This is a genomic window from Schleiferilactobacillus harbinensis DSM 16991, assembly GCF_000425885.1.
GTDB lineage: Bacteria > Bacillota > Bacilli > Lactobacillales > Lactobacillaceae > Schleiferilactobacillus > Schleiferilactobacillus harbinensis.
Map to the genome: position 1 here is coordinate 37,967 of NZ_AUEH01000018.1, position 19,967 is coordinate 57,933.

Sequence of the window (19,967 nt, forward strand, 5' to 3'; positions counted from 1 at the left end):
GAGACCCAATCAGCACCTGATAAACCAACTGTTTGGGGTTGGTCTGTCAGGTGCTTTTCGTACGTGGTATGATAAGCTTTAATTTCTTTCTGAAAAAGGTGATGGCATGTTTTCATACGCAATCGATGACCACCTGGCGCTGACCCTGCCCCGGCCGGCGGCGGATGCGCAGGAAATATTTACGCTGATCGACGATAACCGGGCAGATCTGGCCCAGTGGCTGCGATTTGTCCCGCGGTTGAAAGTTGTCGCGGATGAACAGCGCATTTTAACTACCATGCTGCAAGCGTATGGTAACGGTGATGCGCTGACTACGATCATTCGACTGGATGGGCGTGCTGTAGGCATGATCGGCTATAACCATTTTTATGCATCCACGCATAGCGCGGATATTGGGTATTGGCTAGCTCCCGCAGCCCGGGGGCAGAATATCATGCACCGGGCCTTGGCAGCGATGCTGACCATTGGCTTTCAAGAGTATGATCTGCACAAGGCGGAAGTGGTGGTATTGAAAGAAAATGAACCCAGCAACCAGGTGGCGCTGCACGCCGGTTTTCACCTGGATGGTAGGCTGCGCGCAGCGGAGTATATTCGGGGAAAATACCGAGACGGTAATTTGTACTCGCTGCTTCAGCCGGAATGGTCCAGAAAGCAGGCCCAGTGATGACGAAGAATGCGGTGACAATACGGCCAGCCCGCATTGACGACGATTTCGCGGCGGTTCAGGCGCTTTACCTGCGCACCTGGCGGACGGCATATCGCGATCTTTTGCCAGCGGGCTTTTTGGGCCAACTATCGGTGACCAGCTGGCACCCGCAGCAGCGCTGGCAGCGGACTTTTCTCGCCATCACGGCGGGCGGCCAGATCGTTGGGGTATGCAGTTACGGACCGGGACGCCAGCCGGTACGCCAAGGGTGGGGCGAGATCTATTCGCTCTACGTTGATCCGGACTTTGAAGGTCAGGGCATCGGCGGACAATTATTTACGGCGGCGATTAAGCAGTTGCAAAGTGACTACACCAAGCTTTATTTGATTGTTTTAACGAATAATCAGACGGCCCGGACATTCTACGCGCACCATGGTTTCCATGCTGTGGGGGCAGCAGAAGATACAGATACACCATTTGGGACCATCCACGAAATTACGTATACGAAGGAATAGGGGACTTAGGATATGCGGACAATTTATCTCATTCGGCACGGGGAGCCGGATACAACCATTCATGACGATGTACGGCGGCCGCTAACACCGGCTGGTGAGCAGCAGGCCCTGGATTTGGTACCATTATTTCAAAACGTTACGCTGGATGCCGTCTATGCCAGTCCCTTCACCCGGGCTCGGACCACGGTGGCGCCGCTGGCATCGGCCCATGATCTGGCGGTTCAGCTGGACATGCGGCTGCAAGAACGCCAGCTGCCTGGTTGGCTGAAGGATTTCTCAGCGTATGCCAAGCAGCAATGGCAGGACTTGGATTATACGCAGCCCGGCGGCGAAAGTATTCATGCCGTTCAGCAGCGCTACCTCTCGTTTTTCAATGGCCTGCCGGAAGCGGGCACCTTCGCCATCGGCAGCCATGGGATGGCGATGAGCAGTATTGTGGAATATGTTAATGCGGGGCAGGGGGCGGCTTATTTTGACACGATTCAGGGCCATTACGGGGTTGTTCTGCAATTGATCATGGCTGCCGGCCAGCCGCCGCGAATCACCCCTTGGCCGACCCGGTAAGGCTGTGCTACATTGGATTGGTGAGCAACGAGAAGGCAGGTGAAACCATGGCAATTAAAGATGAACCCAACGGCGTCCTCTATACCTATCTCTACCCCCGCTCCTTTAGCGGGGTCGTCCAAGCCAACGCAGCCCGAGCCGAACTCCAGCGGCGTGCTTTGAACGGTGATGCCCAGGCTGATTTCTTCCTGCGGGCGCGGACCCCGGCCACTTTCTTAAGCGGTGATGACGGAACGGCGGCGGAAGCGGCGCCGGTACCGGCGGAAAAAGCCGCGGCCAAGGGCAAGAAGAAAGATAAAGCCAAGGACAAGGATAAGAAGAAAAAGGGCAAGAAGGACAAAAAGAAGAAAAAGAAGGACAAATAGAAAAATGCCGGGCACATCCTGAATTTTCAGGCGGTGTCTGGCATTTTTTAATTACTGGGTGTCCTTGCTGGCCGAAATGATCAGCATCATTGGCCGCCGCCACTCGTCTTCCATGTCCTCGTTATGGCGCAATGCTTCCGGCGGTTGCGGTTCGACCACGTTAGTTAAGCGGAAACCTTGATGGAGCAGAGTTTCCAGATAAGTGGTCAGCGTTCGGTGATATTTCTTAACCGTGTGGCCCAGAAAATCAGTTTCTCGGCTGGATTCATCGAAGTAGCGGTCCACCGGCCAGTAGAGCCGCTGACCCTGAGCGTCGGTGACCCAGTCTTCCTTACCCTGGGCGGTGAAAATTGGGTGCTCCACGGACATTACGAAGGTGCCTGGGGTCGCCAGCCGATCCCAGATTTTCGCGACCAGACCAGCGTAATCCTGAATATAATGGATGGCTAGCGAGCTGAGAATCACGTCATAGTGGTCCGGCAGCTGGTCAATTGCCGTCATGTCCATGACCTGGTACGTGATCCGGTCATCTTTGGTCATGTCCTTGGCCCGGTCGATCATTTTTTCTGAGGCATCAATGCCCAAGACCTGTTTAGCCCCATGTTCTGCGGCGTAGCGGCAGTGCCAACCATAACCGCAGCCGAGGTCCAGCACAGTCTTGCCGGTGAAATCCGGTAGGACGCTGCGCAGCGTCTGCCATTCGCCGGCCGCTTTCAATCCGCCTTCGGAGCGCGCCATGTGACTATAGGCGTCGAAAAAGTCTGGATTGTCATAAATCGTTGATTTTGCGATGATAATTTCCCTCCCGTGAAGCCGAATACATTGCCCCTATAGTTTACCATGTTAGGCCAGGCTTTGTTCTTGGACGAAGCGGGCATAGGTCGTGTTGCGGGTCAATAACTCAGCAGGCGTACCTTGACCGGTGATTCGGCCATTTTCTAAGACAATGACCTGGTCGGCATCACGGATGCTGGACAGCCGGTGAGCGGCGGCCAGAACGGTGTGGGTGGCGGCCAATTGGCGGATGAGGTCGCGAATGATGGCCTCAGAATCGGCATCCAAATTGGCAGTGATCTCGTCGAAAAGATAGATATCAGCCTTTTTCAGCAACGCCTGGGCGATCGTCAGCCGCTGCTTCTGCCCGCCGGACATATTGGTGCCGGCTTCGGCAATCTGACTGTCCAAGCCCGCGGGCAGCGAGGCGATGAAATCAGTCAGCTGAACGGCGGCCAGGGCCTGGTTGAGGTCGGCGTCACTGGCCTGCGGGGCCGCCAGTTGCAAGTAAGCCCGGTAAGTACCGCTGAGCACCTCGCTGGTTTGGGGGACATAGGCCAGGTGCTGCCGCCAAGCGGTGAGGGCAAAGCAGGCAGCTGGGGTATCGCCTACTTGCAGTGTCCCGCTGGTAGGGGTGTAGAAGCGTTCCAGCATCGCCATCAAAGTGGACTTGCCGGCACCGCTGGGACCAACTAAGGCATAGAGCTGGTTCGGAATCAACGTCAAATCGAGATTGTGAACTCCGTGACCGTTCCCGTAATCCAAGGAGACTTGGTGCAGCGCCAGCGGCTGGTGCTGCAGCTGGGTGGTCAGCAATTTGGTTTCTTTTGGCGAGTCGTCTTCGCCAGCCGCAGCTAATTGCGCCAGGAGATTCTTCGCGGCACTGTCCGCCTCTTTCTGACTGGCTGAATAGCTGCTGAAGTTGAGCATCGGGTTGGCTACCTGGATGACTAAGACGAGGAAAGAAATCAGGGTGCCGTTGGTCATCCGGTTGGTGCTGACAAAGTAGCCGCCAACGGCTAAGGTGCCGCCGAGAATCAGCAGTAAGATGGTGGACATGATCGGCTGCATCCGGGACATCACCTTGGCCACCCGCAGACCTTCCCGGCGCATGGCCGCGGTTTGGTCCTGGCTCGCGGCGGTGATCTGATGTTCAGCAGTATTCGCCTTGATCAGCCGAATATTGGCAAACGCCTCGGTGATGCCGGCGGTGTAGTGCCCAGCTTCATCCAGAAAGGCGTCCATCGGCGCACCGAGCTGATTGGCCAGGCCGCTGAGCAGGCCGTACATGATCAGCAGAGCGCCGACTAAGAGCAGCGTCAGAATACCGTTCATGTAAACCAGCATCCCCACGGCCCCGATAATGGTGACGATACCGCTGATCAGGCTGGGATAGCCGGCGGTGTAGTAATTCTTAATTTGGTCTAAGTTATTAGTCAGCCGGCTGGTGAGTTGACCAGAGGGGGTTTGGTCGAAAAAGGCCACTGGTTTGGCCAGAATCTTGGCCAGTGTTTGATTTTGCGTTTCCTTAACGATGGCCAAACCAGCGGCAGAGAATAGGTAGTTGCCCCAGGCGGCCAGGGCGGTGCTGCCAATCATCAACGCGCCAATGGCGATCAGCAGCCGCCAATCCACACCATGGCGGAATTGATCCACCAGCCGGCGAATGAGCAGGGGGCTGATCAGGGAAAGAAGGACACTCAGAACGAGGACCACCGCGCCAAAGCGCAGCAGGGTACGGCTTTGTCCATTAGTTTTGATCAATTGTTTGAGGTGCCGGGTCTTGGGTTTGTTCATGGTGACGTGGAACCCGGGAGTCGGCGCTTCTGCCGGCGTCTCGTCGACTGAATCATTGCGGTGGATTTCAATCATGGTGGTTTCCTTCTTTCTCGCAGAGCCTTAGCGGTTACCGGTGTTGACGATGATGGATGATGCCTAGAGCGACGATGCCGACGACCAGAGCGATAAACAGCCGCGGCTTGTTAACATCAATTTGGATTCTTGGCCGTTCCGCGTTGTTTTTGATATCGGTGGGGTCAGTGTAATGCTGGATGCGGATCATAGGTCATTCCTTCTTTCTAGTTAGTAACCATACCGGTCTTTAATTTCCTTACGGGCTTTCATCACGCCATTGATGGTGATTTTCGGATAGGCAGCCTGCAGCTCGTCGGGATCGACATCCCGGTCAATGGTCAGGTAGCCGATGACATGGAGCTCGGACTGGCGGTGTTCGGCCAGGTTCTTCGCGACATCGGCCTGACCGATGCGGGTAATGCCGACGACCCATTCGCCGGTATTGCGTTCTTTGCGCTGGATTTCTTTGAACTGGTCGTCGTAATCGTGCAGCCGGGTCTTCACCGCGTTCTTGATAAAGTCGCTGCGGTTGCCGTAGAACCCCTGGTCGACGAGCAGGTCGATGTACCCCAGGTCCACGGGGTCAATATTGATTGTCACTTTTTCGGTCATGGATTTTGGTCGGGCCATTTAACTCACCTCGTTTTTCTTTATGAGGTAATAATACCATCCATATGGATGGTGTCAAGATGGTTTAAAAAGGATTTTTGATTTTGGTTGGCAAAGAGAATAAGGTACAATAAAGCGGATACATATTGAGAGGAGCTCTACTGATGACTCAAACTTTGTACTTGATGCGCCATGGTCAAACCCTATTCAACGCTCAGCACCGGATCCAGGGCTGGTGTGATTCGCCATTAACAGAAAAAGGCATCGCCCAGGCCAAGATTGCTGCCGACTATTTTCCTGATAATGGCATCACCCTGGATGCGGCCTACTGTTCCACGGCAGAACGGGCCAGCGACACCTTGGAATTGGTGACCCAACTGCCCTATACGCGGGTGAAGGGGTTGCGGGAATGGAACTTTGGCGCATTTGAAGCCCAGCCGGAATACTTGAACCCGCCGCTGCCTTACAATGATTTCTTTGTTCGGTATGGCGGCGAGAGTCAGGACCAAGTGCAAGACCGATTGAGCAAGACAATCACGACCATCATGGCCCACGATCCGAGTCAGCACGTTTTAATGGTTTCCCATGGTGGGGCAATTGCTAACTTCTACCGGGCATGGCAGCAATATGAGGCAATTCCCTTCACCGGGCATTTCGGAAACTGCTGTATCCTAACCTTCACTTTTGACGGTCAGCATTTTGTCTTACAAGCCGTGTTCAACCCCGACTTTAGCGAACTTGACGCGCCTTACGCCCAGAAATAATGGTATGATATTCTCTGAAAGATAGTCAGAGGGGCGGAATCATTCGTATGCATGAAAAGAAATCAAACGGTAAGAAAATTGCGGCCATCATCATTGCCATCTTGGTCCTTGCTGTCGCAGGCGGCGGTATTTGGTACGGCGTTCAGGCCAACAATAATCGGGTCCAGGCGGAGCAGGCAGCGAAGAAAAAGGCGGCAGCCGCCAGCAGCGCGAAGAAAAAGGCGGCAGCTGAATCCAGCAGTGCGGCAGCCGCTTCGTCCCAGGCAGCGGCTGATCCGTTATTCGGCAAGTTGAAGCAATATGGTCTGACCTATCCAGAATTGCAGTATGCCAAGACCATGCCGGTGACCTTCGTCGGTGATTCCGTGATGCTGGGCAGCGAGAGTTTCCTTAAAGAAATCTTCCCTAAGATGACCATGGCCGCCGACGTCAGCCGCCAGGCGTATGGTGTGCCAGCGGTGCTGAAGAAGCTGAATAGTGAGAATAAGCTGGCCGACACGGTTGTTCTCGGCGTCGGCACTAATGGGACCTTCACCGCCGATACGACCAAGGAGATCATGGATGTGCTCGGCAGTAAGCGGGACGTCTTCTGGATCAACGTGCACGTACCCAGCCAGCCGTGGGAAGCCCAGTCCAATGCACAGATCAAGAATGCGACGGAGAAATACAAGAACGTCCACCTGATTGACTGGTACACCGAGGCTAAGAACCATACCGACTGGTTCGCAGCCGATGGCTTCCACCCCAGTACGGCTGGCCAGCCGCACTATTACACGCTGGTGGCGAAGCAGGTATTGCAGCAGGCGGCTAAGTAAATAGTTTTTGGCACGCAAAGCCTGGGACGCTTCCCGGGCTATTTTCTTGCTATACTTAAGGGAAAAGAGTGATGGGGGAATTAGGATGGCAATGACGAAAGAGCTGGCCGCATTGGTGGACGCCAGCCCATTGGCAATTACGGATAACGAGCTCACCTTTATGCTGGATCATATTGGCGACCCGGACGGCCGGTTGCGGGATGAAATCATTTATACACTGTTTGGCCGCGGTTTTTTTGAGGGCGGCTTTGACGCTGATCAGCGCAAAGAAGTGGCGGCGACAATATTGCAGCGCAATGACCTATGGCGGGACATTGACCGGCCCGATACCGACGCCGTTTTTGGCCGGACGTTTACTGCACTCGTCGGGACGCTGATCCTGAATTATGACGGCGAACACGCCTTTTTGACGACGGAACAGCGTAATACCTTCTTCCAGTGGGCCGTGACGTATTTGCAGCGGGAAAAAGATTATCGCGGCTATGTTTCCGGCCATGGTTGGGCCCATGGGGTGGCCCACGGGGCGGACTTTCTGGGGGCAGCGGTGCATCATCCCCAGTTTCGCCACACCTTGATTCCCGACGTGCAAAAAAGCGTCGTCACGGTGTTGAACCGAATGACGACGCCTTTCTTGGATGATGAGGAACAGCGGCTGGCCGCTGCGCTGGTGCTGGGCCTCAATGCGCATAACATTTCACTGCGGGAGTGGACCGATTGGCTGGCGGTGGAGCACACGTATCTGTGGAACAAGTATGCCAATGACAATCTGGCCAGCTACTACCGCCTCAGTGCATGGCTGCGAATCATGCAGAATGCCTATTTTCTGCTGCATGATGATGATCCGGCCCGTCAGCCTTGTTTGGCCTTTATCAATGATTACTTTATTCAGATGGGGTTTCGCGGTTAATCAGCTCTGCTTCTAAGGCCCGAGTGCGGCTCCAGCGGCCCAGCAGGATATCATAAATCGTACGCAGAGTGGACGTGGCCCCAATGCCTTTGTCGGCAATGACTGTTTCGGCATGGTCGGCGGCGCGGTCCGCCTGAATGTCCTTCATCGCTTGGACGGTGGCATGGTGGGCCTTGGTACGGTCGGCAATGATGATGGCGTCAGGTTCACTGTACGCAATTTGGCGGATCTGATTGATTGACATGGCATCGGGCCGTTCGACGCGGGTCACCGCACCCAATTGTTTAAGCCGATTGCGGATGCCTCGGGCATCCTGCCAGGTCAGAATATGGATGGGGACGTCCTGGAAGAGTTGGGGATTTTCCAACCATTCCGGCAAGGGCGTCTCTTTTTTTGGTTTAGCCGGGCGGACCTTGCTGTGCTGACTGTAGCGATCTAAGGCCAAGTGCAGCGATTTTTTGGTGGTCGGCGCGGTCGGTGCAGTCGACTCCGCCGTTTCCGTATGGGCGAGGACATCTTTGACCAAGTCCGCATCCTGGCTTTCGGCGGGCGTGGTCACTTTGATGCGGGCGACATCGGTGAGTGGAATATTCGCCGGCCGGGGCGCAGGCGTCACCGTGGCCGGGCGTTTGTATTGGATCGGTTTGGTCCGGTTCTCATTGAGAATCGTTAGGATCTTCTTCAGTTGGTCGTAAGAGACCAGTGGGGCAAACAGCTCGACGGCCACTTTGCCGATTGGCCGCCAGCGGGCTTCGTTGGTGAAGACTTGGCGCAGTTCGTTAGTGTTCTGGATTTGCTGCTGGACTTCGGTTTTCAATTCAGCAATCTGATTGGTTAGCGCTGGAATAGTTTTACGTTTCAAAACGGCATAGGGTGACTGTTCCTGTTGCCACAGGCGGTAGGCGGCAATATATTGCTCCTGGTTCATAGCGATCCATTGCCCTTGCAGGGCCTTGTTGCGCCGGTTGGCATTGACCAGGCGGGTGCGCAGGGCCTTGTTTTCTTGGCGCAGTTTGCCAGTCCGTTTGGCTAGCAACTCTTTTTTGTCATGCAGACTTTGGATGGTTCGGTGGGCGGCAATGTTCGCTGTTTGGGCTGACTGCATATCCGTGACGGCAGTCTGATATTTTTCTTGCCACTGTGTGGCGGTTGTCTGTTCCGCCAGCACCTTCTGTTTCAAGTCCTGGATGGCCTCCTGCTGAGCCACCAATCCGCGGCGGGCCTTGGCCAGATGATGCTTAAGCCGATAGAGCTCCTGCTGATCCGCGGCGCGGTTCGGTTTTGCTGCCTCCGGGCGCGCGGCCTTGATGGGTGCCGGCTTTTCTTTCTTTACTGGTTTGGCTTTGCCCGGTTTTGAGCCGGTCTGCTGGTCGACCGCCGCAGATCTGGCAGTCGTCCGTTTGACAAACTCCGTCATCAATTCTTTGCGTTTCTCCTCAGCTGACTCTTGTTTGTTTTTGCCGCCCTTGTTGATGGTGTGTAGGACATTCTTTAATTCCAAATAGCTTGCTTTAGGCATCACCGGCACCTCGCTTTCTCTCATCTATTTGTCTTTATTTTAACAGAGAAAGAGTGTTCGCGGGGGGATAATGTTGGAATCGCTTTCCAATTAAAATATCCTGTATAATAACTGTATACGAGGGAGGGAACACCTAATGAATGGGTTTGAAAAATTTCTAAACAAGTATCTGGCCCCCATCGCCAATAAGATGAATGCGAATACGTTCTTTTCGACACTGGCCGGGGCTTTTATGCGCACCCTGCCGGTGACCATAGGGGTCTCGGTAATCTTGATTATCTACGGGTTGCCGATTCCGGCTTGGCAGCAATATATTTACGGCTCGGATCTGAACAACCAGTTCAACGCCGCCATCAATGCGTCGATGAATGCATTGGGGATTTACGTCGCCTTCAACTTTGCCTACTTGTATGCCAAGCAGAAAAAGATGGATGGTTTGAATGCTGGGTTGTTGTCCGTTGTCGGTTTCTTGATGCTGATGCCGCAGGTGATCAAGACGGGTAAAACCACAACGGTCTCCGGTTTTTTGACCAATAATACCGGTGGCGGCGGTTTGATCGTGGCAATTTTAGTCGGTTACATCACGGCGAAATTGTTTGTGGTCCTGACGGAACATCACTTCACCATCAAGATGCCCCAAGGGGTACCGCCAATGGTCGAGGAATCCATGAGTCCAGCCTTGATCGGCATCGTGATTCTGACGCTGATGTTTGCGCTGCGGATGGTATTCTATGTAACGCCATACCACGATATCTTCACCATGATCAGCAAGCTGATCCAGCTGCCGCTGCAAAATCTCACCGGGAACGTATGGAGTGTCATCGTGCTGGCCACGCTGACCAACGTCTTCTGGTTCTTCGGTCTGCATCCGTCCCTAATTCTGGGGATTGCCAGCCCGATTCTGATGTCGCTGCTGACTGAAAATATTAATGCACTGGCGGCACAAAAACCGCTGCCGTATTTGGCCGCGGGTATCGTGTATGTGATGACCAGCAACATCTTTGGCGGCCAGGGGCAAACGTATGGGCTGGTATTCGCCATGTCCCGGGCTAAATCTGCCCGCTATAAGCAATTATTTAAGTTGGAAGCTTTGCCGGCGCTGTTCAACGTGAACGAGCCGTTAATTTTCGGTTTTCCAATCATGCTGAATCCGATTTTCTTCCTGCCCATGCTGCTGGTGGCGCCGGTTTCCGGTTTTGCCACGTGGGGCATGATCAAGCTGCTGGGAATTACGAAATATCTGGCGTCCGCTCAGCTGCCGTGGACGACACCGGGACCGATGCAGATCTTCATCCTCGGCGGCTGGCAGCTGCTGCTGGTGATGGTTGTGGTGCTGGTCCTGAATTTCTTCCTATGGTATCCGTTCTTCAAAATCGCTGACCGGCGGGCGGTGCTGGAGGAGCAGGAAGCAACGCAAGCATAAATCTTAGAAAGACATGCAAAAAAGGCCACGACTGACGAGGTGACCGTTATATTTCACCTGGTCTTCGTGACCTTCGCCTTTAAGTTTGAGCTCAGTGTGTAACCGCTCGCTCACGGGCTGGGCAACCACCATTGTTCAACCTGTAATCATATTACATCAGCATTTTGATTGACGGCCAAGACAGTAAAAAAAAGGCGAGTCTTCTGTTTTTGAAGGCTCGCCTTTGCTATTACAACCCGTCCTTGACGGTATAAGTCACAGTCGATTCATATTTGCCAGACTTGACCACGGTATTCGGTACGGTCAGTTTGGCGTCCGCGTACGTGAGCGTTAGCGGTGTAGCATCGGTGGTGGATTCCAGCACTCGGTTCAGGAAGAACAGCTGCTGCGTCACGTTGTTCGAGAGCATTGTCTCCGGTGTGTGGTTCGCAACGATTGGCGCCTTCAAGTCCGGGTCTGTGGGATACTGGTAATCCGCCGGCATCGTTGGCAGGCCGAGGTCTAACTTGAAATCGGTGTGCGCTTCGCTGGCATCCGGGTTGGCAAATGCAGACAGGCGGCCGGTGACCCGCCAACTCAGCGCGCCGGTATTATTGGCTTGGCTGTTATCCTGGATAACCAGTTGCGCCAGTTTCTTGCTGTCATCCGTCAAACCGTATTGCTGCTCAGACTTAGGCAGTGTCTGCTTGCCGAAGTCGAACTGGGGTACTTGCAGGATGGCCACGGTCTTCATCCGTTTCAGGTACAAGTTGCCGGTCCGGGCCAGCACCTTGCCGTTCTCATCGCCGATGACCGTTTGCAGCGTCGTGCTTTCGGGCATGTTGGCAATGTCGCTGGCCTGGTAGGTGTAACTGAAGGTGAAGGCCTGATCCTTGATCACCAAGCTGGGCATCTTGACCAGGTACCGCTGGTAGTACTTGTCCAGGTCGGTGTTGCTGGTCATCTTGGTGATGTTGGCCTCCGGCACGGCACTGCCATCTGGGGCGGTAACCGCGAGATTAGAAATGGTCGTGCCGGTGACCCGGGGAATCATGATCTGGAAGGTCTGCTTGCTGACATCGCCGGTGTTTTTCACTGTGCCGCCGACCTTGGCTTGGTCCCCATTCTGGTAGAAGAAATGGATCGTGCTGGCCGAGTCGGTGTAGTGGTGCTCCGCCGTCCAGCTAGCGCCGTCAGTGTCGTCTCGGAGTAGGACCAGGAAGTTGGCGTTATTGGCTAAATCGGCCGAACCGGCGTCCAGTGTTGGTGTTGCCGTCTTGACGTTGATTGGCACGTCGGCGTTGCGGCTCAGTTTCACGAGACCATAGAAGCCGTTGTCGGTGCTGGCCACCGGTGGAATCGTCAAGCCGGCGGTGAGATCGCCATAGGGCGGATCGCCCTCGAAGCCGTAATTCACGGAATCTCCCAGATGCAGGTCAATATCGTGCAGGTCGGCGCTGGGCACCAGCTGATCCGTGGTGGCCGTCCCCAGCGCGGTATCTGACGCAATGGGGTACGTCGTGATGGTCATCGTGTCGGTGCCGATCGTTAACCGATCTCGCCACGTACCAAGGGCTTCTTTCAGTGTTTTATCATTAATCAGTTGGCTCTTATCCAGGACGTAAATTTGGTCGCCCGTCAGGTTCATTTCCGGGCGGATATCCTGGTTCAGGGCCAACGACGTACCAGCCACTGGCAAGACGTTGTACTTGCCGGCATAGACCCAGGTGTTGTCAGGGAAGCCTTTCGTGATCTTCCCATTGTACTTGAGCGGCGCGTTAGTATCGGTGGCAACGTTCAAGGAGAGGGCGTTGTCAGTCGTTGTGTACACTCTGGTGGGATTCGGCACCGGCGTAGCGCCACTATAGTCATAGTACTGATAGACCTGGGCGTAGCGCTCTGGGGTGATCCCGCCGGCTTTGACCAGCGTCTTGTCCGTCGCTGACTTGGTGGTTGGCGCGTAGTCAGCGGTCGTGTAATTCTGATCCACGGTGAATGGCTGACCGTCATTCACTAAAATCCCATCCGAGTAGCTGTTCGGCGTGGCCGTCCGCGCGCGCATGTCGCTGCCCAGCGGATCACCGCTGGAGTGCAGTGTGTCGACGGTCTTGCTGTTGTCGAAAGGCGAGACGAAGGCCGTCCAGGAGGTGAAGTTGGTGTAGACAGGGTAGTCGCGGACGTCTTCTTGGCTATGGTCGGCGCCAAGGTCCAGTTTGCTCTCGTCGATGACGGCGTAGTCCAGCGGTGATGTGCCGGCCTTGAGCTGGCTGAGCAGGTCAGCGTTAGGTTTGGAGCGGTCCTTGCCCGCTAAAACGCTGTAAGGATCGAGCAGAGTGTTACTGCCATAGAGTGAGATACCAATTGCGCGTCGATCTTTGTCATCCGTGTCGTTCTTCCCCATCGTGCTGCCTTTATTAAAACGGCCATCTGCATAAGGTGCAGGCATCAGGCGACCACCGGTGATGGTTTGATAAGCTTTATTCTGATCGCCGGTGTATTTCGACATGTCGAAGGAGAAGTTGATATGGGCCGATCCTTTAAAATCATTATCAACGAAATAGGCTGAAATGGCCTTTACGATAATCCCAATGAGTCCACTGGTAATTGAGTTTTTCGAAACGATAGCACGGTCCGTAGTCGGGTCCGCCGCATTCAGGAGGGTTAGGGTCCGGCCGATATTACCTGTCTCGTAAATTGGACTGGAAGAGAACCAACTAGCGACCCAAGACAATAGAGCACCGCCAGTTTCGTGGACTATTCCGTAGAAAGGATCCCACACGGTCCCTTTACCACCGCTTTGAGAAATGAATTGAGGTTGTACATTGTCCCCAGAACCAGTGGTGTCTGTATCCCCATCGGCGGTTAGATTATCCAATGGTCTCGCGACGTCTCCGTCAATATACCGATTATGAAGATAGTCGAGGTAATCAGCAGTCCCGCGCTGGAGTTGCAGTTTGGCGGTTGACTTATCTTCAGACACATCATAAGTAAATGGAATGCCCTTTACTTTTAAGTAAAAAACGTTGGTCTTGTCCTTATCTAGATAAACGTGATGGTCAAATTGCAAAGGGAAGTTCAAGTTTTTGATTTGGGCAAGATCGAACCACAAGAACTTCCATGTAAATGAATCTAACGTCAGGTAAAAGTAAGACTTGCCCCAGTCAATCGCACCGCCTAAAGACTTGGCATCAATTCCCTCTGGCAGTGTTACGCGGACCATGACTCCCCAGTTGCCGGCCATGATTGCATCAACAGATGTCTGTGATTGTGCAATTTGAGCAGAAATCGGCACGTTCCCTGTCACCTGCAAAAAGCCGCCGTCGAATGTCTCGCCATCTTTCAGGACCGGGCCGGCAAGGCCGTCTTTATCAATCGCACCATCCTTCATCAGGCTTTGTACGTTACTTTTATTGTAATTAGCGGCACCGTCCACATAAAAATTATTGGCCTGTGTTGGTGTATTAAAGTCGATAAAGTCGTTTTTGTCTACATAGTTAATGCTGAACCAGGAACTGCCGTGATTATCGGCACTCTCCGGAAATGTAATAATGGTCGGCGACTCGGTGGCTTTGCCAACCCAAGCTCCAGTTGTCCCATTGGTAATGGGGGTACCGCTAGAACCAGTCCCGGATTTTACATAGGACCCTTCGTCTTTTTGCCGAGCCCGGCCGAGCCCAGGAATCGTGTACATATCCGCTGGCGCAGTTGGTCCAGTATTGTCGAGGACATTACCAATCGTCACTGCTTGGGCATTCCCCACTATGGTCAAAATGACCATGCCAAATAGAATCGGCAGGAGCACTCCCCGAGTGAGCCATGTCATGATTTTTCTTCTTTTGTCGTACAAAATAAAAGCCCCCTTTGATTAAATCGTTGGGGGGATCGGTTCAACCGCATATGTATAAAACGCTCCCAATCCCACTTCTCTTTAAGCTTATCAATATTGGTACGGGTTTCTTTGGCACTTCTGATAAAAAAGGTTTGTGGATAGTGGGAATTTTGAATTATGGCGATTTATCTGGCGATTAATCCCACTCGAAGAAACCGATAAGTGGGATTAATGGAATTTGGTATATATTTTTCTGAAAACATGACAGATCCAATATGTGCCACAAAAAAAGACAGTCAGCCAAGAAAGCTGAGCTGTCGATTAGCCGCACTATTTATCGAGAATCTAATGGCTGCCGATCCACTGATAAACCATCACCGGCAAAATTCCGCTTACGACCCATAAAACGACCATGATCACCGCAAAAGCTGCCTTCGTACTGATATTCGAGCCGGATGACTCAGGATACTTGCGGTCCACCAAGCGGGGGTGCAGGATGACCCCAATCAGCGGGATCAGACAGGCAATAAAGATTTCGATCCGGTTGCCGTAACTATCCACTTTACCAGCCGTATTCCAGTGCACTGGGATACGATCCGGAGCTTGCTGGTAAAGCCACCAGGAGATACCAAGATAGATGAGGATAACAATGAAGTTGGCGATGTAGAAGCCCCAATACGCTTTACTCACCCAAGATTTTTTAGCCATGACTAAACACCTCCCAATCTTACTGGCTTGATTATAATACCGGGGTATAGTGGGAACAAGAAAAGACGCTTTCGGAGATTGGCCGAAAGCGTCCTTAGATAGAGTACGCTAGGACAAGTCGTCAGACATGTCGTCCAATTGCCGTTCCAGCGTGGCGATTTGGTGATGGACTTCCGTGATTTGGTCTTTCACTTCATCCAAGGTGAGACCTTCGTTGCTGAAGCCCTTGTAGGACGCGGTGATGTAGTCCACGTCTTCCAATTGACGGGCCCGCTCATTGAGTTGGCCCAATTGTTCAATCAGAGTATCGAATTGATCCATGGATCGACCTCCTTAGGCGAGGGCCTCGGGTGCTGCTAATTGCGGTCCTTTACCAGCCCGGGCCAGTACCCAGTCGTCGTAGTTCCATTCTTCGGTGGCTCGGCGGGAACGGAAGTAATCCCACTCAGACTCTCGTTCCATTTCAATGATTTGACCGCCGGGGCCGACAGAGACCCAGTTATAAGACCCGTTCCGGTGGGCGAATTTCACCCAGAGTACCGGGATTTCGACTTGTACACCATGGTCGTCGGTGAAATGCCGGTTGTAGCGGTCCACCCGCATGAAACTCAGGCCGCGGGCGTAGTGCGGGTCCAGCGCGGCGAATAAGCGGGCGGCTTGGTGCACCGCCGCTTCTTCAGCGGGCAGCGGGGCATCGCTGTCAACGGCAAAATTGTTGTAACTGATCAAACGCCCGTCGCGGCCGAAAATGGCGGTCACATGGGGATTATTCATGACGACCCGGCCGGGTTTCTGATAGCGGACGACTGAAACAGCTTCACCGTTCCGGCTCCGAGTATCTTCAGCAGCGTTGACAAAACCGTCAGGAATCTGCAAGTCGGATTGGGGCTTGCCTAACACGTCAAGGGATTTGGACATCCAAAAGGCCTCCTTAGGCTAAATTGTGGTCAATCAACTTCAAGGCATCAATCATTTCCGACTGTTGTACAGGCGGCAAGTCGCCGAAGGCATCGGTGTTGACTTGGGCCAAGATCCTTTCAACCTTGGGCACGAGGGCCTTGCCTTCTGGCGTGAGGGTCACCGTCCAGGAACGCCCGTCTGCGGCACTGCGCTGCTTTTCCACCAGGCCCAGATCAATCAGCTGGGACAACCGGCGGGTGACGTTGCTGGGGCTGAGATAGATCCGCTTGAAGAGCTGATCCTGGGTCAGCGGGGTATCATGATTGATTTTGAGAATAAAGTAGTAGTTATTCACAGTAAGATTCAGCGGCTTCAATTTGACGTTGAGGTACGCTTGAACCCGCCGGGCTGTGATATTCAATTGCGAAATGAGCGCATCAATTTCTGCGGTCATGCTGTCATCACCTTTCTTGAACGAATCAGCCAGAGGCCGATAACCAGTAGAATTGTCGCCGCGAGATAGGCGACGGATTGGGCGTGGAGCAAATGCTGAGGTACTTGACCCGTGACGGTCAGGGCGGCCCGGCCGGCCAGCACGGACAGACTGCCGTAATAAGTAGTGGTGGCCAAGGTCGTGCCGAGGACCATCCCGAATTCTCGGGTCAATGAGTTGGTCGCCCCGGCCATGCCCCGCTGTTCTGCTGGCACACTGCTCATGGTGAGTGTATTGCTGGGGGTGCTAAAGACGGCGGTACCGATGGAAATCAGGATCGATAGGCTGCCCAACACCCAGGGTTCGTGCTGGCCGTTACTGAGAACGAGGCCGATTTCGGCCAAGACCAGCAAGACCATGCCCCACTGCATCACCCGGACTTGCGGATACCGATCCGTTAGCCAGCCCGCGATGGGATTCGCCACAAGAGCAATTGCCGGCGCAATCATCAGGATCAGCCCCGTGAGCTGGCTGCTGGTGTGCAGTACGACTTGCAGGTAGATGGGGGCCAGCAGGGTGAAAAAGTAGGCCGCAATGAAGCTCATGAATGACGCGAGCAGGCTGCGGCTGAACAGCGGGTGACGGAAAATCGCGAAGTCCAGCAACGGTTTGACAGCGCGCCTTTCGACCTGACTGAATTGCACCAGAGCGACCGTAAATAGGCCCAGACTGAGCAGCGTGATCACCGCCTGCGTCAGCAATGTGCTGGTGAATACGTAGAAGCTCGCGGCAGCGGTGATCAGCCAGAGGGTACCGGGCCAGTCAATTGTCGGCGTTTGGGCGGGCGCACTGCTGGCGGGAAAGACCCGCCAGGCGACGATCAGACAGAACAGGCCGAGGGGGATATTGATCCAGAAAATGGCGTGCCAAGATAGGTAGGCCAGAATCAAACCGCCTAGGCCTGGACCAGCCAGGGCACCGAGGGAGATGAAGATACTCTCGACACCCAAGGCTCGGCCCAGAAAGGCCATGGGGAAGATGTCGGTGACGATGGCGTAACTATTGGCCATCGTCATGCTGGCCCCAATGGCTTGGACCAACCGGCCGCCTAATACTAAAGGCAAACTGATACCCAGACTGGCCAAGGCCGAGCCGATGGTAAAGAGCAGCGTGCCCCACTTGAATAAGCGGATCCGCCCCAGCTGGTCGCCCAGTTGGCCGAAGGTGAGCAGCAAGCCGCTGATCCCGACGAGATAAATCGCAATGACCAAGTTAATTTGGCTGGTGGGCACGTGCAAACCGGCCGCCATGGCGGGGACGGCAATAGTAACGATACTGCCGTCTACAATCACCATGAAGAAGAACAGGCCCAGCGTGCTGAGCGCCAGCCAGCGATGGGTAACGGTCACGATGCAGCCTCCTTTCCTTACTGAAAGAAAGTGTATCACGATTAAATTGCTTGCGCAAGCAACTAAAATCAAAAAGTTTTGAAAATGTTAGAATGGATGTGGAGCAATATTGAAAAGGAAGCTGATTATTTTGAAAATTGCCATTGCAGGCGCCGGTGCCATGGGCGGCCGATTCGGCAGTATGTTGTCGACGACAGAGAATCCCGTCACGTTTATTGATTTGTGGGCGCAGCACGTTCAGGCGATTAATGCCCACGGGTTGCTGGTTCATACGGATCATGGCGATGAACGGGTCCATGTCCCCGCGTATCTGCCGCAGGATGTCCACGGCAGTTTCGACTTGATCGTGTTATTCACCAAAGCCATGGGCATTGCGCCGATGCTGACGGCGCTGAAGCCGGTCATCACGCCCCAGACGCATATTTTGGTGCTGGGCAACGGGATCGGCAACATTGAGACGATCAGTCGCTTTGTACCTAAAGATCAAATTATCGCCGGAGTGACGGTCTGGTCGGCCGCTTTGAACGGTCCTGGCGAAATCACCATGAAGGGTGACGGCGGCGTGACGCTGGAAGCCCTCGGCAGCAATGAGGCCCCATTCTTCAAGCAAGTCGTTCAAGTTTTGCAGGATGCCGGGTTGAAGCCGACTGCCTCCCATGATGTGCTGGCCGCTATCTGGCGTAAAGCCGCATTGAACTCGGTATTGAATACGTATTGCACGATCCTGGACTGCAATATCGGCGAATTCGGGCAATTGCCGGACCACGATGCCATGATCGACGGCGTTCTGAGCGAATTCAGCCAAATTGCTGCCAAGCAGCACGTGCATTTCGACGCGGCCGACACGAAACAATTGATCGTGGCGCAATTCCCAGATGGCAAGAATGGGCTGCATTATCCGTCCATGCACCAAGACATGGCCAAAGGCCGTAAGACAGAAATTGATTTCTTGAATGGCTATATTGCCAAGGTTGGCGCGCGGGAGCATATTGCCACGCCAATCAACGCAATGCTGACCGCACTGGTGCACAGCAAAGAGAAGTTGAACGAATTACAAAGCAGTCGGGAGAAAGTCGCGACACCGGTTTAACTTGGGGTTAAGAAAGTCGGGCTGATGCCTCGGCTTTTTCTTCTGGTTGACCGGTGGCGTACAATTAAATTGGAGGCGACAAAGATGACAGAAATCAAATTAACGGATTCCATGGCCCAATTACTCAAGGGTGACCGCTTTGCTGGCAAGACTTTGCTCTTAGTCACAGATGATGGCGGCGGCAAGTATTCCTTGCAGGGCGGGGCGTGCAGCATTGGCGCTAACTTCACGGTGATCATTTTGGATCAGCCGGACCCTGATTATAGCGTACCGCTGAAAAACGATGCCGGGATTCCCTTGTATACGTCCAACTATGACCTGACTTTCCTGGGTCATGGCTTGACGATGGATTATCAGCACTACACGATTTCCTTGAAGGATGATTCCGGTCTGCTGGATGGCGGCATGCGAATCGCGAAGGGCACTGATGTATTGGCGGCCTTCAAGCAAGGGATTACGGTCAGCGGCGCGACGTGCTAAGTATGCGATAGAGTATAGTAATAATACCCGTTTTAGCTGAAGGGGCGGTGCCCCGTCAAGTGGACAGCTCAAATATTAAAAGGTCGTTCTCGTGTTGTTCCCCAATTAGGGGCGAATTAGTTACTGATTTTGGCAGTCCGCAGGGGCTGCCATTTTTGATCCAAGAACTTTCCTAATCAAATGGTCCTTCTGGAATAGTTGGATACCGATTTAGTGCCATCTCATACGTTCCCATAGAGATGCGCTTGGCCTTGGCTATCACATTTTCTGTGTAGATTTGGAACCTTGTGCGGGTCGGCGTTACAACAAATACAAGGTCGACAATCGAATCGCTTTCTTCGTCGTAAAGAAGTGAATGATCGTAGACCTGGAAAACATCACCCG

The 19,967-nt window shown here is 53.7% G+C and carries 22 protein-coding genes; 10 read left to right on the plus strand and 12 right to left on the minus strand.

Features of this window, described 5'->3' with window-relative positions:
- Nucleotides 1-106: 106 nt before the first annotated feature.
- Genes H627_RS0107065 through H627_RS20465 form a run of 4 tightly spaced genes read left to right on the plus strand, consistent with a single transcriptional unit; the run spans nt 107 to nt 2,090 of the window.
- The gene (locus H627_RS0107065) at nt 107-664 is read left to right on the plus strand and encodes a GNAT family N-acetyltransferase (RefSeq protein WP_027828382.1); all 558 of its coding nucleotides are present in this window, start codon (nt 107-109) and stop codon (nt 662-664) included.
- Nucleotides 664-1,161, plus strand: coding sequence for a GNAT family N-acetyltransferase (locus tag H627_RS0107070; RefSeq protein WP_027828383.1), 498 nt, complete (start codon nt 664-666; stop codon nt 1,159-1,161). The genes H627_RS0107065 and H627_RS0107070 overlap by 1 nt, the downstream gene beginning before the upstream one ends.
- Before the next feature lie 12 nt (nt 1,162-1,173).
- Entirely contained in the window at nt 1,174-1,725 is a 552-nt protein-coding gene (locus tag H627_RS0107075; protein WP_027828384.1) for a histidine phosphatase family protein, read from the plus strand.
- Nucleotides 1,726-1,772: 47 nt separating this feature from the next.
- On the plus strand, nt 1,773-2,090 hold the full coding sequence (locus H627_RS20465) for a hypothetical protein (protein ID WP_027828385.1): 318 nt from the start codon (nt 1,773-1,775) through the stop codon (nt 2,088-2,090).
- Nucleotides 2,091-2,141: 51 nt separating this feature from the next.
- Here H627_RS20465 and H627_RS0107085 read toward each other — a convergent pair whose 3' ends face one another.
- The 4 genes from H627_RS0107085 to H627_RS0107100 form a co-directional block, all read right to left on the minus strand.
- Complete coding sequence (locus H627_RS0107085; protein WP_051225252.1) at nt 2,142-2,828, minus strand: class I SAM-dependent methyltransferase; 687 nt, start codon at nt 2,826-2,828, stop codon at nt 2,142-2,144.
- A 105-nt stretch (nt 2,829-2,933) separates the two neighbouring features.
- Nucleotides 2,934-4,736, minus strand: coding sequence for an ABC transporter ATP-binding protein (locus tag H627_RS0107090; RefSeq protein WP_027828387.1), 1,803 nt, complete (start codon nt 4,734-4,736; stop codon nt 2,934-2,936).
- Between the two features lie 34 nt (nt 4,737-4,770).
- On the minus strand, nt 4,771-4,926 hold the full coding sequence (locus H627_RS20030) for a hypothetical protein (RefSeq protein WP_155827900.1): 156 nt from the start codon (nt 4,924-4,926) through the stop codon (nt 4,771-4,773).
- Between the two features lie 20 nt (nt 4,927-4,946).
- Entirely contained in the window at nt 4,947-5,348 is a 402-nt protein-coding gene (locus H627_RS0107100; RefSeq protein ID WP_027828388.1) for a ribbon-helix-helix domain-containing protein, read from the minus strand.
- Nucleotides 5,349-5,488: 140 nt separating this feature from the next.
- On the opposite strand from H627_RS0107100, the gene H627_RS0107105 reads away from it, so the two are divergent.
- The 3 genes from H627_RS0107105 (at nt 5,489) to H627_RS0107115 (ending at nt 7,813) form a co-directional block, all read left to right on the plus strand.
- Nucleotides 5,489-6,091: a histidine phosphatase family protein gene (locus H627_RS0107105; RefSeq protein WP_027828389.1), complete on the plus strand. Its 603-nt coding sequence runs from the start codon at nt 5,489-5,491 to the stop codon at nt 6,089-6,091.
- Nucleotides 6,092-6,138: 47 nt separating this feature from the next.
- Nucleotides 6,139-6,906, plus strand: a complete 768-nt coding sequence (locus tag H627_RS0107110) for an SGNH/GDSL hydrolase family protein (RefSeq protein WP_027828390.1) — start codon at nt 6,139-6,141, stop codon at nt 6,904-6,906.
- A gap of 85 nt (nt 6,907-6,991) precedes the next feature.
- Nucleotides 6,992-7,813, plus strand: a complete 822-nt coding sequence (locus H627_RS0107115; protein WP_051225253.1) for a DUF2785 domain-containing protein — start codon at nt 6,992-6,994, stop codon at nt 7,811-7,813.
- On the opposite strand, the gene H627_RS0107120 is transcribed toward H627_RS0107115, so the two are convergent.
- The gene (locus tag H627_RS0107120) at nt 7,788-9,332 is read right to left on the minus strand and encodes a hypothetical protein (protein WP_027828392.1); all 1,545 of its coding nucleotides are present in this window, start codon (nt 9,330-9,332) and stop codon (nt 7,788-7,790) included. The genes H627_RS0107115 and H627_RS0107120 overlap by 26 nt on opposite strands.
- 136 nt (nt 9,333-9,468) lie before the next feature.
- Here H627_RS0107120 and H627_RS0107125 point away from each other — a divergent pair, with 136 nt between their 5' ends.
- Nucleotides 9,469-10,755, plus strand: a complete 1,287-nt coding sequence (locus H627_RS0107125; RefSeq protein ID WP_027828393.1) for a PTS sugar transporter subunit IIC — start codon at nt 9,469-9,471, stop codon at nt 10,753-10,755.
- Nucleotides 10,756-10,984: 229 nt separating this feature from the next.
- Here H627_RS0107125 and H627_RS0107130 read toward each other — a convergent pair whose 3' ends face one another.
- The 6 genes from H627_RS0107130 to H627_RS0107155 form a co-directional block, all read right to left on the minus strand.
- Entirely contained in the window at nt 10,985-14,557 is a 3,573-nt protein-coding gene (locus H627_RS0107130; protein ID WP_027828394.1) for a hypothetical protein, read from the minus strand.
- 351 nt (nt 14,558-14,908) lie between these two features.
- Entirely contained in the window at nt 14,909-15,271 is a 363-nt protein-coding gene (locus tag H627_RS0107135) for a DUF1648 domain-containing protein (RefSeq protein WP_027828395.1), read from the minus strand.
- 108 nt (nt 15,272-15,379) lie between these two features.
- Complete coding sequence (locus tag H627_RS0107140; RefSeq protein ID WP_027828396.1) at nt 15,380-15,592, minus strand: Mce/MlaD family protein; 213 nt, start codon at nt 15,590-15,592, stop codon at nt 15,380-15,382.
- Nucleotides 15,593-15,604: 12 nt separating this feature from the next.
- Nucleotides 15,605-16,189 (minus strand): hypothetical protein, encoded by a 585-nt coding sequence (locus H627_RS0107145; protein WP_035440204.1) that lies wholly within the window; start codon nt 16,187-16,189, stop codon nt 15,605-15,607.
- 13 nt (nt 16,190-16,202) lie between these two features.
- Nucleotides 16,203-16,625: a MarR family winged helix-turn-helix transcriptional regulator gene (locus H627_RS0107150; RefSeq protein ID WP_027828398.1), complete on the minus strand. Its 423-nt coding sequence runs from the start codon at nt 16,623-16,625 to the stop codon at nt 16,203-16,205.
- Nucleotides 16,622-18,013, minus strand: coding sequence for an MFS transporter (locus tag H627_RS0107155; RefSeq protein WP_226999196.1), 1,392 nt, complete (start codon nt 18,011-18,013; stop codon nt 16,622-16,624). The genes H627_RS0107150 and H627_RS0107155 overlap by 4 nt, the downstream gene beginning before the upstream one ends.
- Before the next feature lie 130 nt (nt 18,014-18,143).
- Here H627_RS0107155 and H627_RS0107160 point away from each other — a divergent pair, with 130 nt between their 5' ends.
- Nucleotides 18,144-19,103, plus strand: coding sequence for a ketopantoate reductase family protein (locus H627_RS0107160; protein WP_027828400.1), 960 nt, complete (start codon nt 18,144-18,146; stop codon nt 19,101-19,103).
- Nucleotides 19,104-19,187: 84 nt separating this feature from the next.
- Nucleotides 19,188-19,583 carry an iron-sulfur cluster biosynthesis family protein gene (locus tag H627_RS0107165; RefSeq protein WP_027828401.1) on the plus strand — a complete coding sequence of 132 codons (396 nt, stop codon included), beginning with the start codon at nt 19,188-19,190 and terminating at the stop codon, nt 19,581-19,583.
- Between the two features lie 172 nt (nt 19,584-19,755).
- On the opposite strand, the gene H627_RS20470 is transcribed toward H627_RS0107165, so the two are convergent.
- On the minus strand, nt 19,756-19,967 hold a 212-nt coding region (locus H627_RS20470; protein WP_027828402.1), incomplete at its 5' end, for a hypothetical protein.

Coding starts and splice junctions, on each gene's coding strand:
- H627_RS0107065 (WP_027828382.1), top strand. CDS start 107: ATGTTTTCATACGCAATCGATGACCACCTGGCGCTGACCCTGCCCCGG.
- H627_RS0107070 (WP_027828383.1), top strand. CDS start 664: ATGACGAAGAATGCGGTGACAATACGGCCAGCCCGCATTGACGACGAT.
- H627_RS0107075 (WP_027828384.1), top strand. CDS start 1,174: ATGCGGACAATTTATCTCATTCGGCACGGGGAGCCGGATACAACCATT.
- H627_RS20465 (WP_027828385.1), top strand. CDS start 1,773: ATGGCAATTAAAGATGAACCCAACGGCGTCCTCTATACCTATCTCTAC.
- H627_RS0107085 (WP_051225252.1), bottom strand. CDS start 2,828: ATGGCGCGCTCCGAAGGCGGATTGAAAGCGGCCGGCGAATGGCAGACG.
- H627_RS0107090 (WP_027828387.1), bottom strand. CDS start 4,736: ATGATTGAAATCCACCGCAATGATTCAGTCGACGAGACGCCGGCAGAA.
- H627_RS20030 (WP_155827900.1), bottom strand. CDS start 4,926: ATGATCCGCATCCAGCATTACACTGACCCCACCGATATCAAAAACAAC.
- H627_RS0107100 (WP_027828388.1), bottom strand. CDS start 5,348: ATGGCCCGACCAAAATCCATGACCGAAAAAGTGACAATCAATATTGAC.
- H627_RS0107110 (WP_027828390.1), top strand. CDS start 6,139: ATGCATGAAAAGAAATCAAACGGTAAGAAAATTGCGGCCATCATCATT.
- H627_RS0107115 (WP_051225253.1), top strand. CDS start 6,992: ATGGCAATGACGAAAGAGCTGGCCGCATTGGTGGACGCCAGCCCATTG.
- H627_RS0107120 (WP_027828392.1), bottom strand. CDS start 9,332: ATGCCTAAAGCAAGCTATTTGGAATTAAAGAATGTCCTACACACCATC.
- H627_RS0107125 (WP_027828393.1), top strand. CDS start 9,469: ATGAATGGGTTTGAAAAATTTCTAAACAAGTATCTGGCCCCCATCGCC.
- H627_RS0107130 (WP_027828394.1), bottom strand. CDS start 14,557: ATGACATGGCTCACTCGGGGAGTGCTCCTGCCGATTCTATTTGGCATG.
- H627_RS0107135 (WP_027828395.1), bottom strand. CDS start 15,271: ATGGCTAAAAAATCTTGGGTGAGTAAAGCGTATTGGGGCTTCTACATC.
- H627_RS0107140 (WP_027828396.1), bottom strand. CDS start 15,592: ATGGATCAATTCGATACTCTGATTGAACAATTGGGCCAACTCAATGAG.
- H627_RS0107145 (WP_035440204.1), bottom strand. CDS start 16,189: ATGTCCAAATCCCTTGACGTGTTAGGCAAGCCCCAATCCGACTTGCAG.
- H627_RS0107150 (WP_027828398.1), bottom strand. CDS start 16,625: ATGACCGCAGAAATTGATGCGCTCATTTCGCAATTGAATATCACAGCC.
- H627_RS0107165 (WP_027828401.1), top strand. CDS start 19,188: ATGACAGAAATCAAATTAACGGATTCCATGGCCCAATTACTCAAGGGT.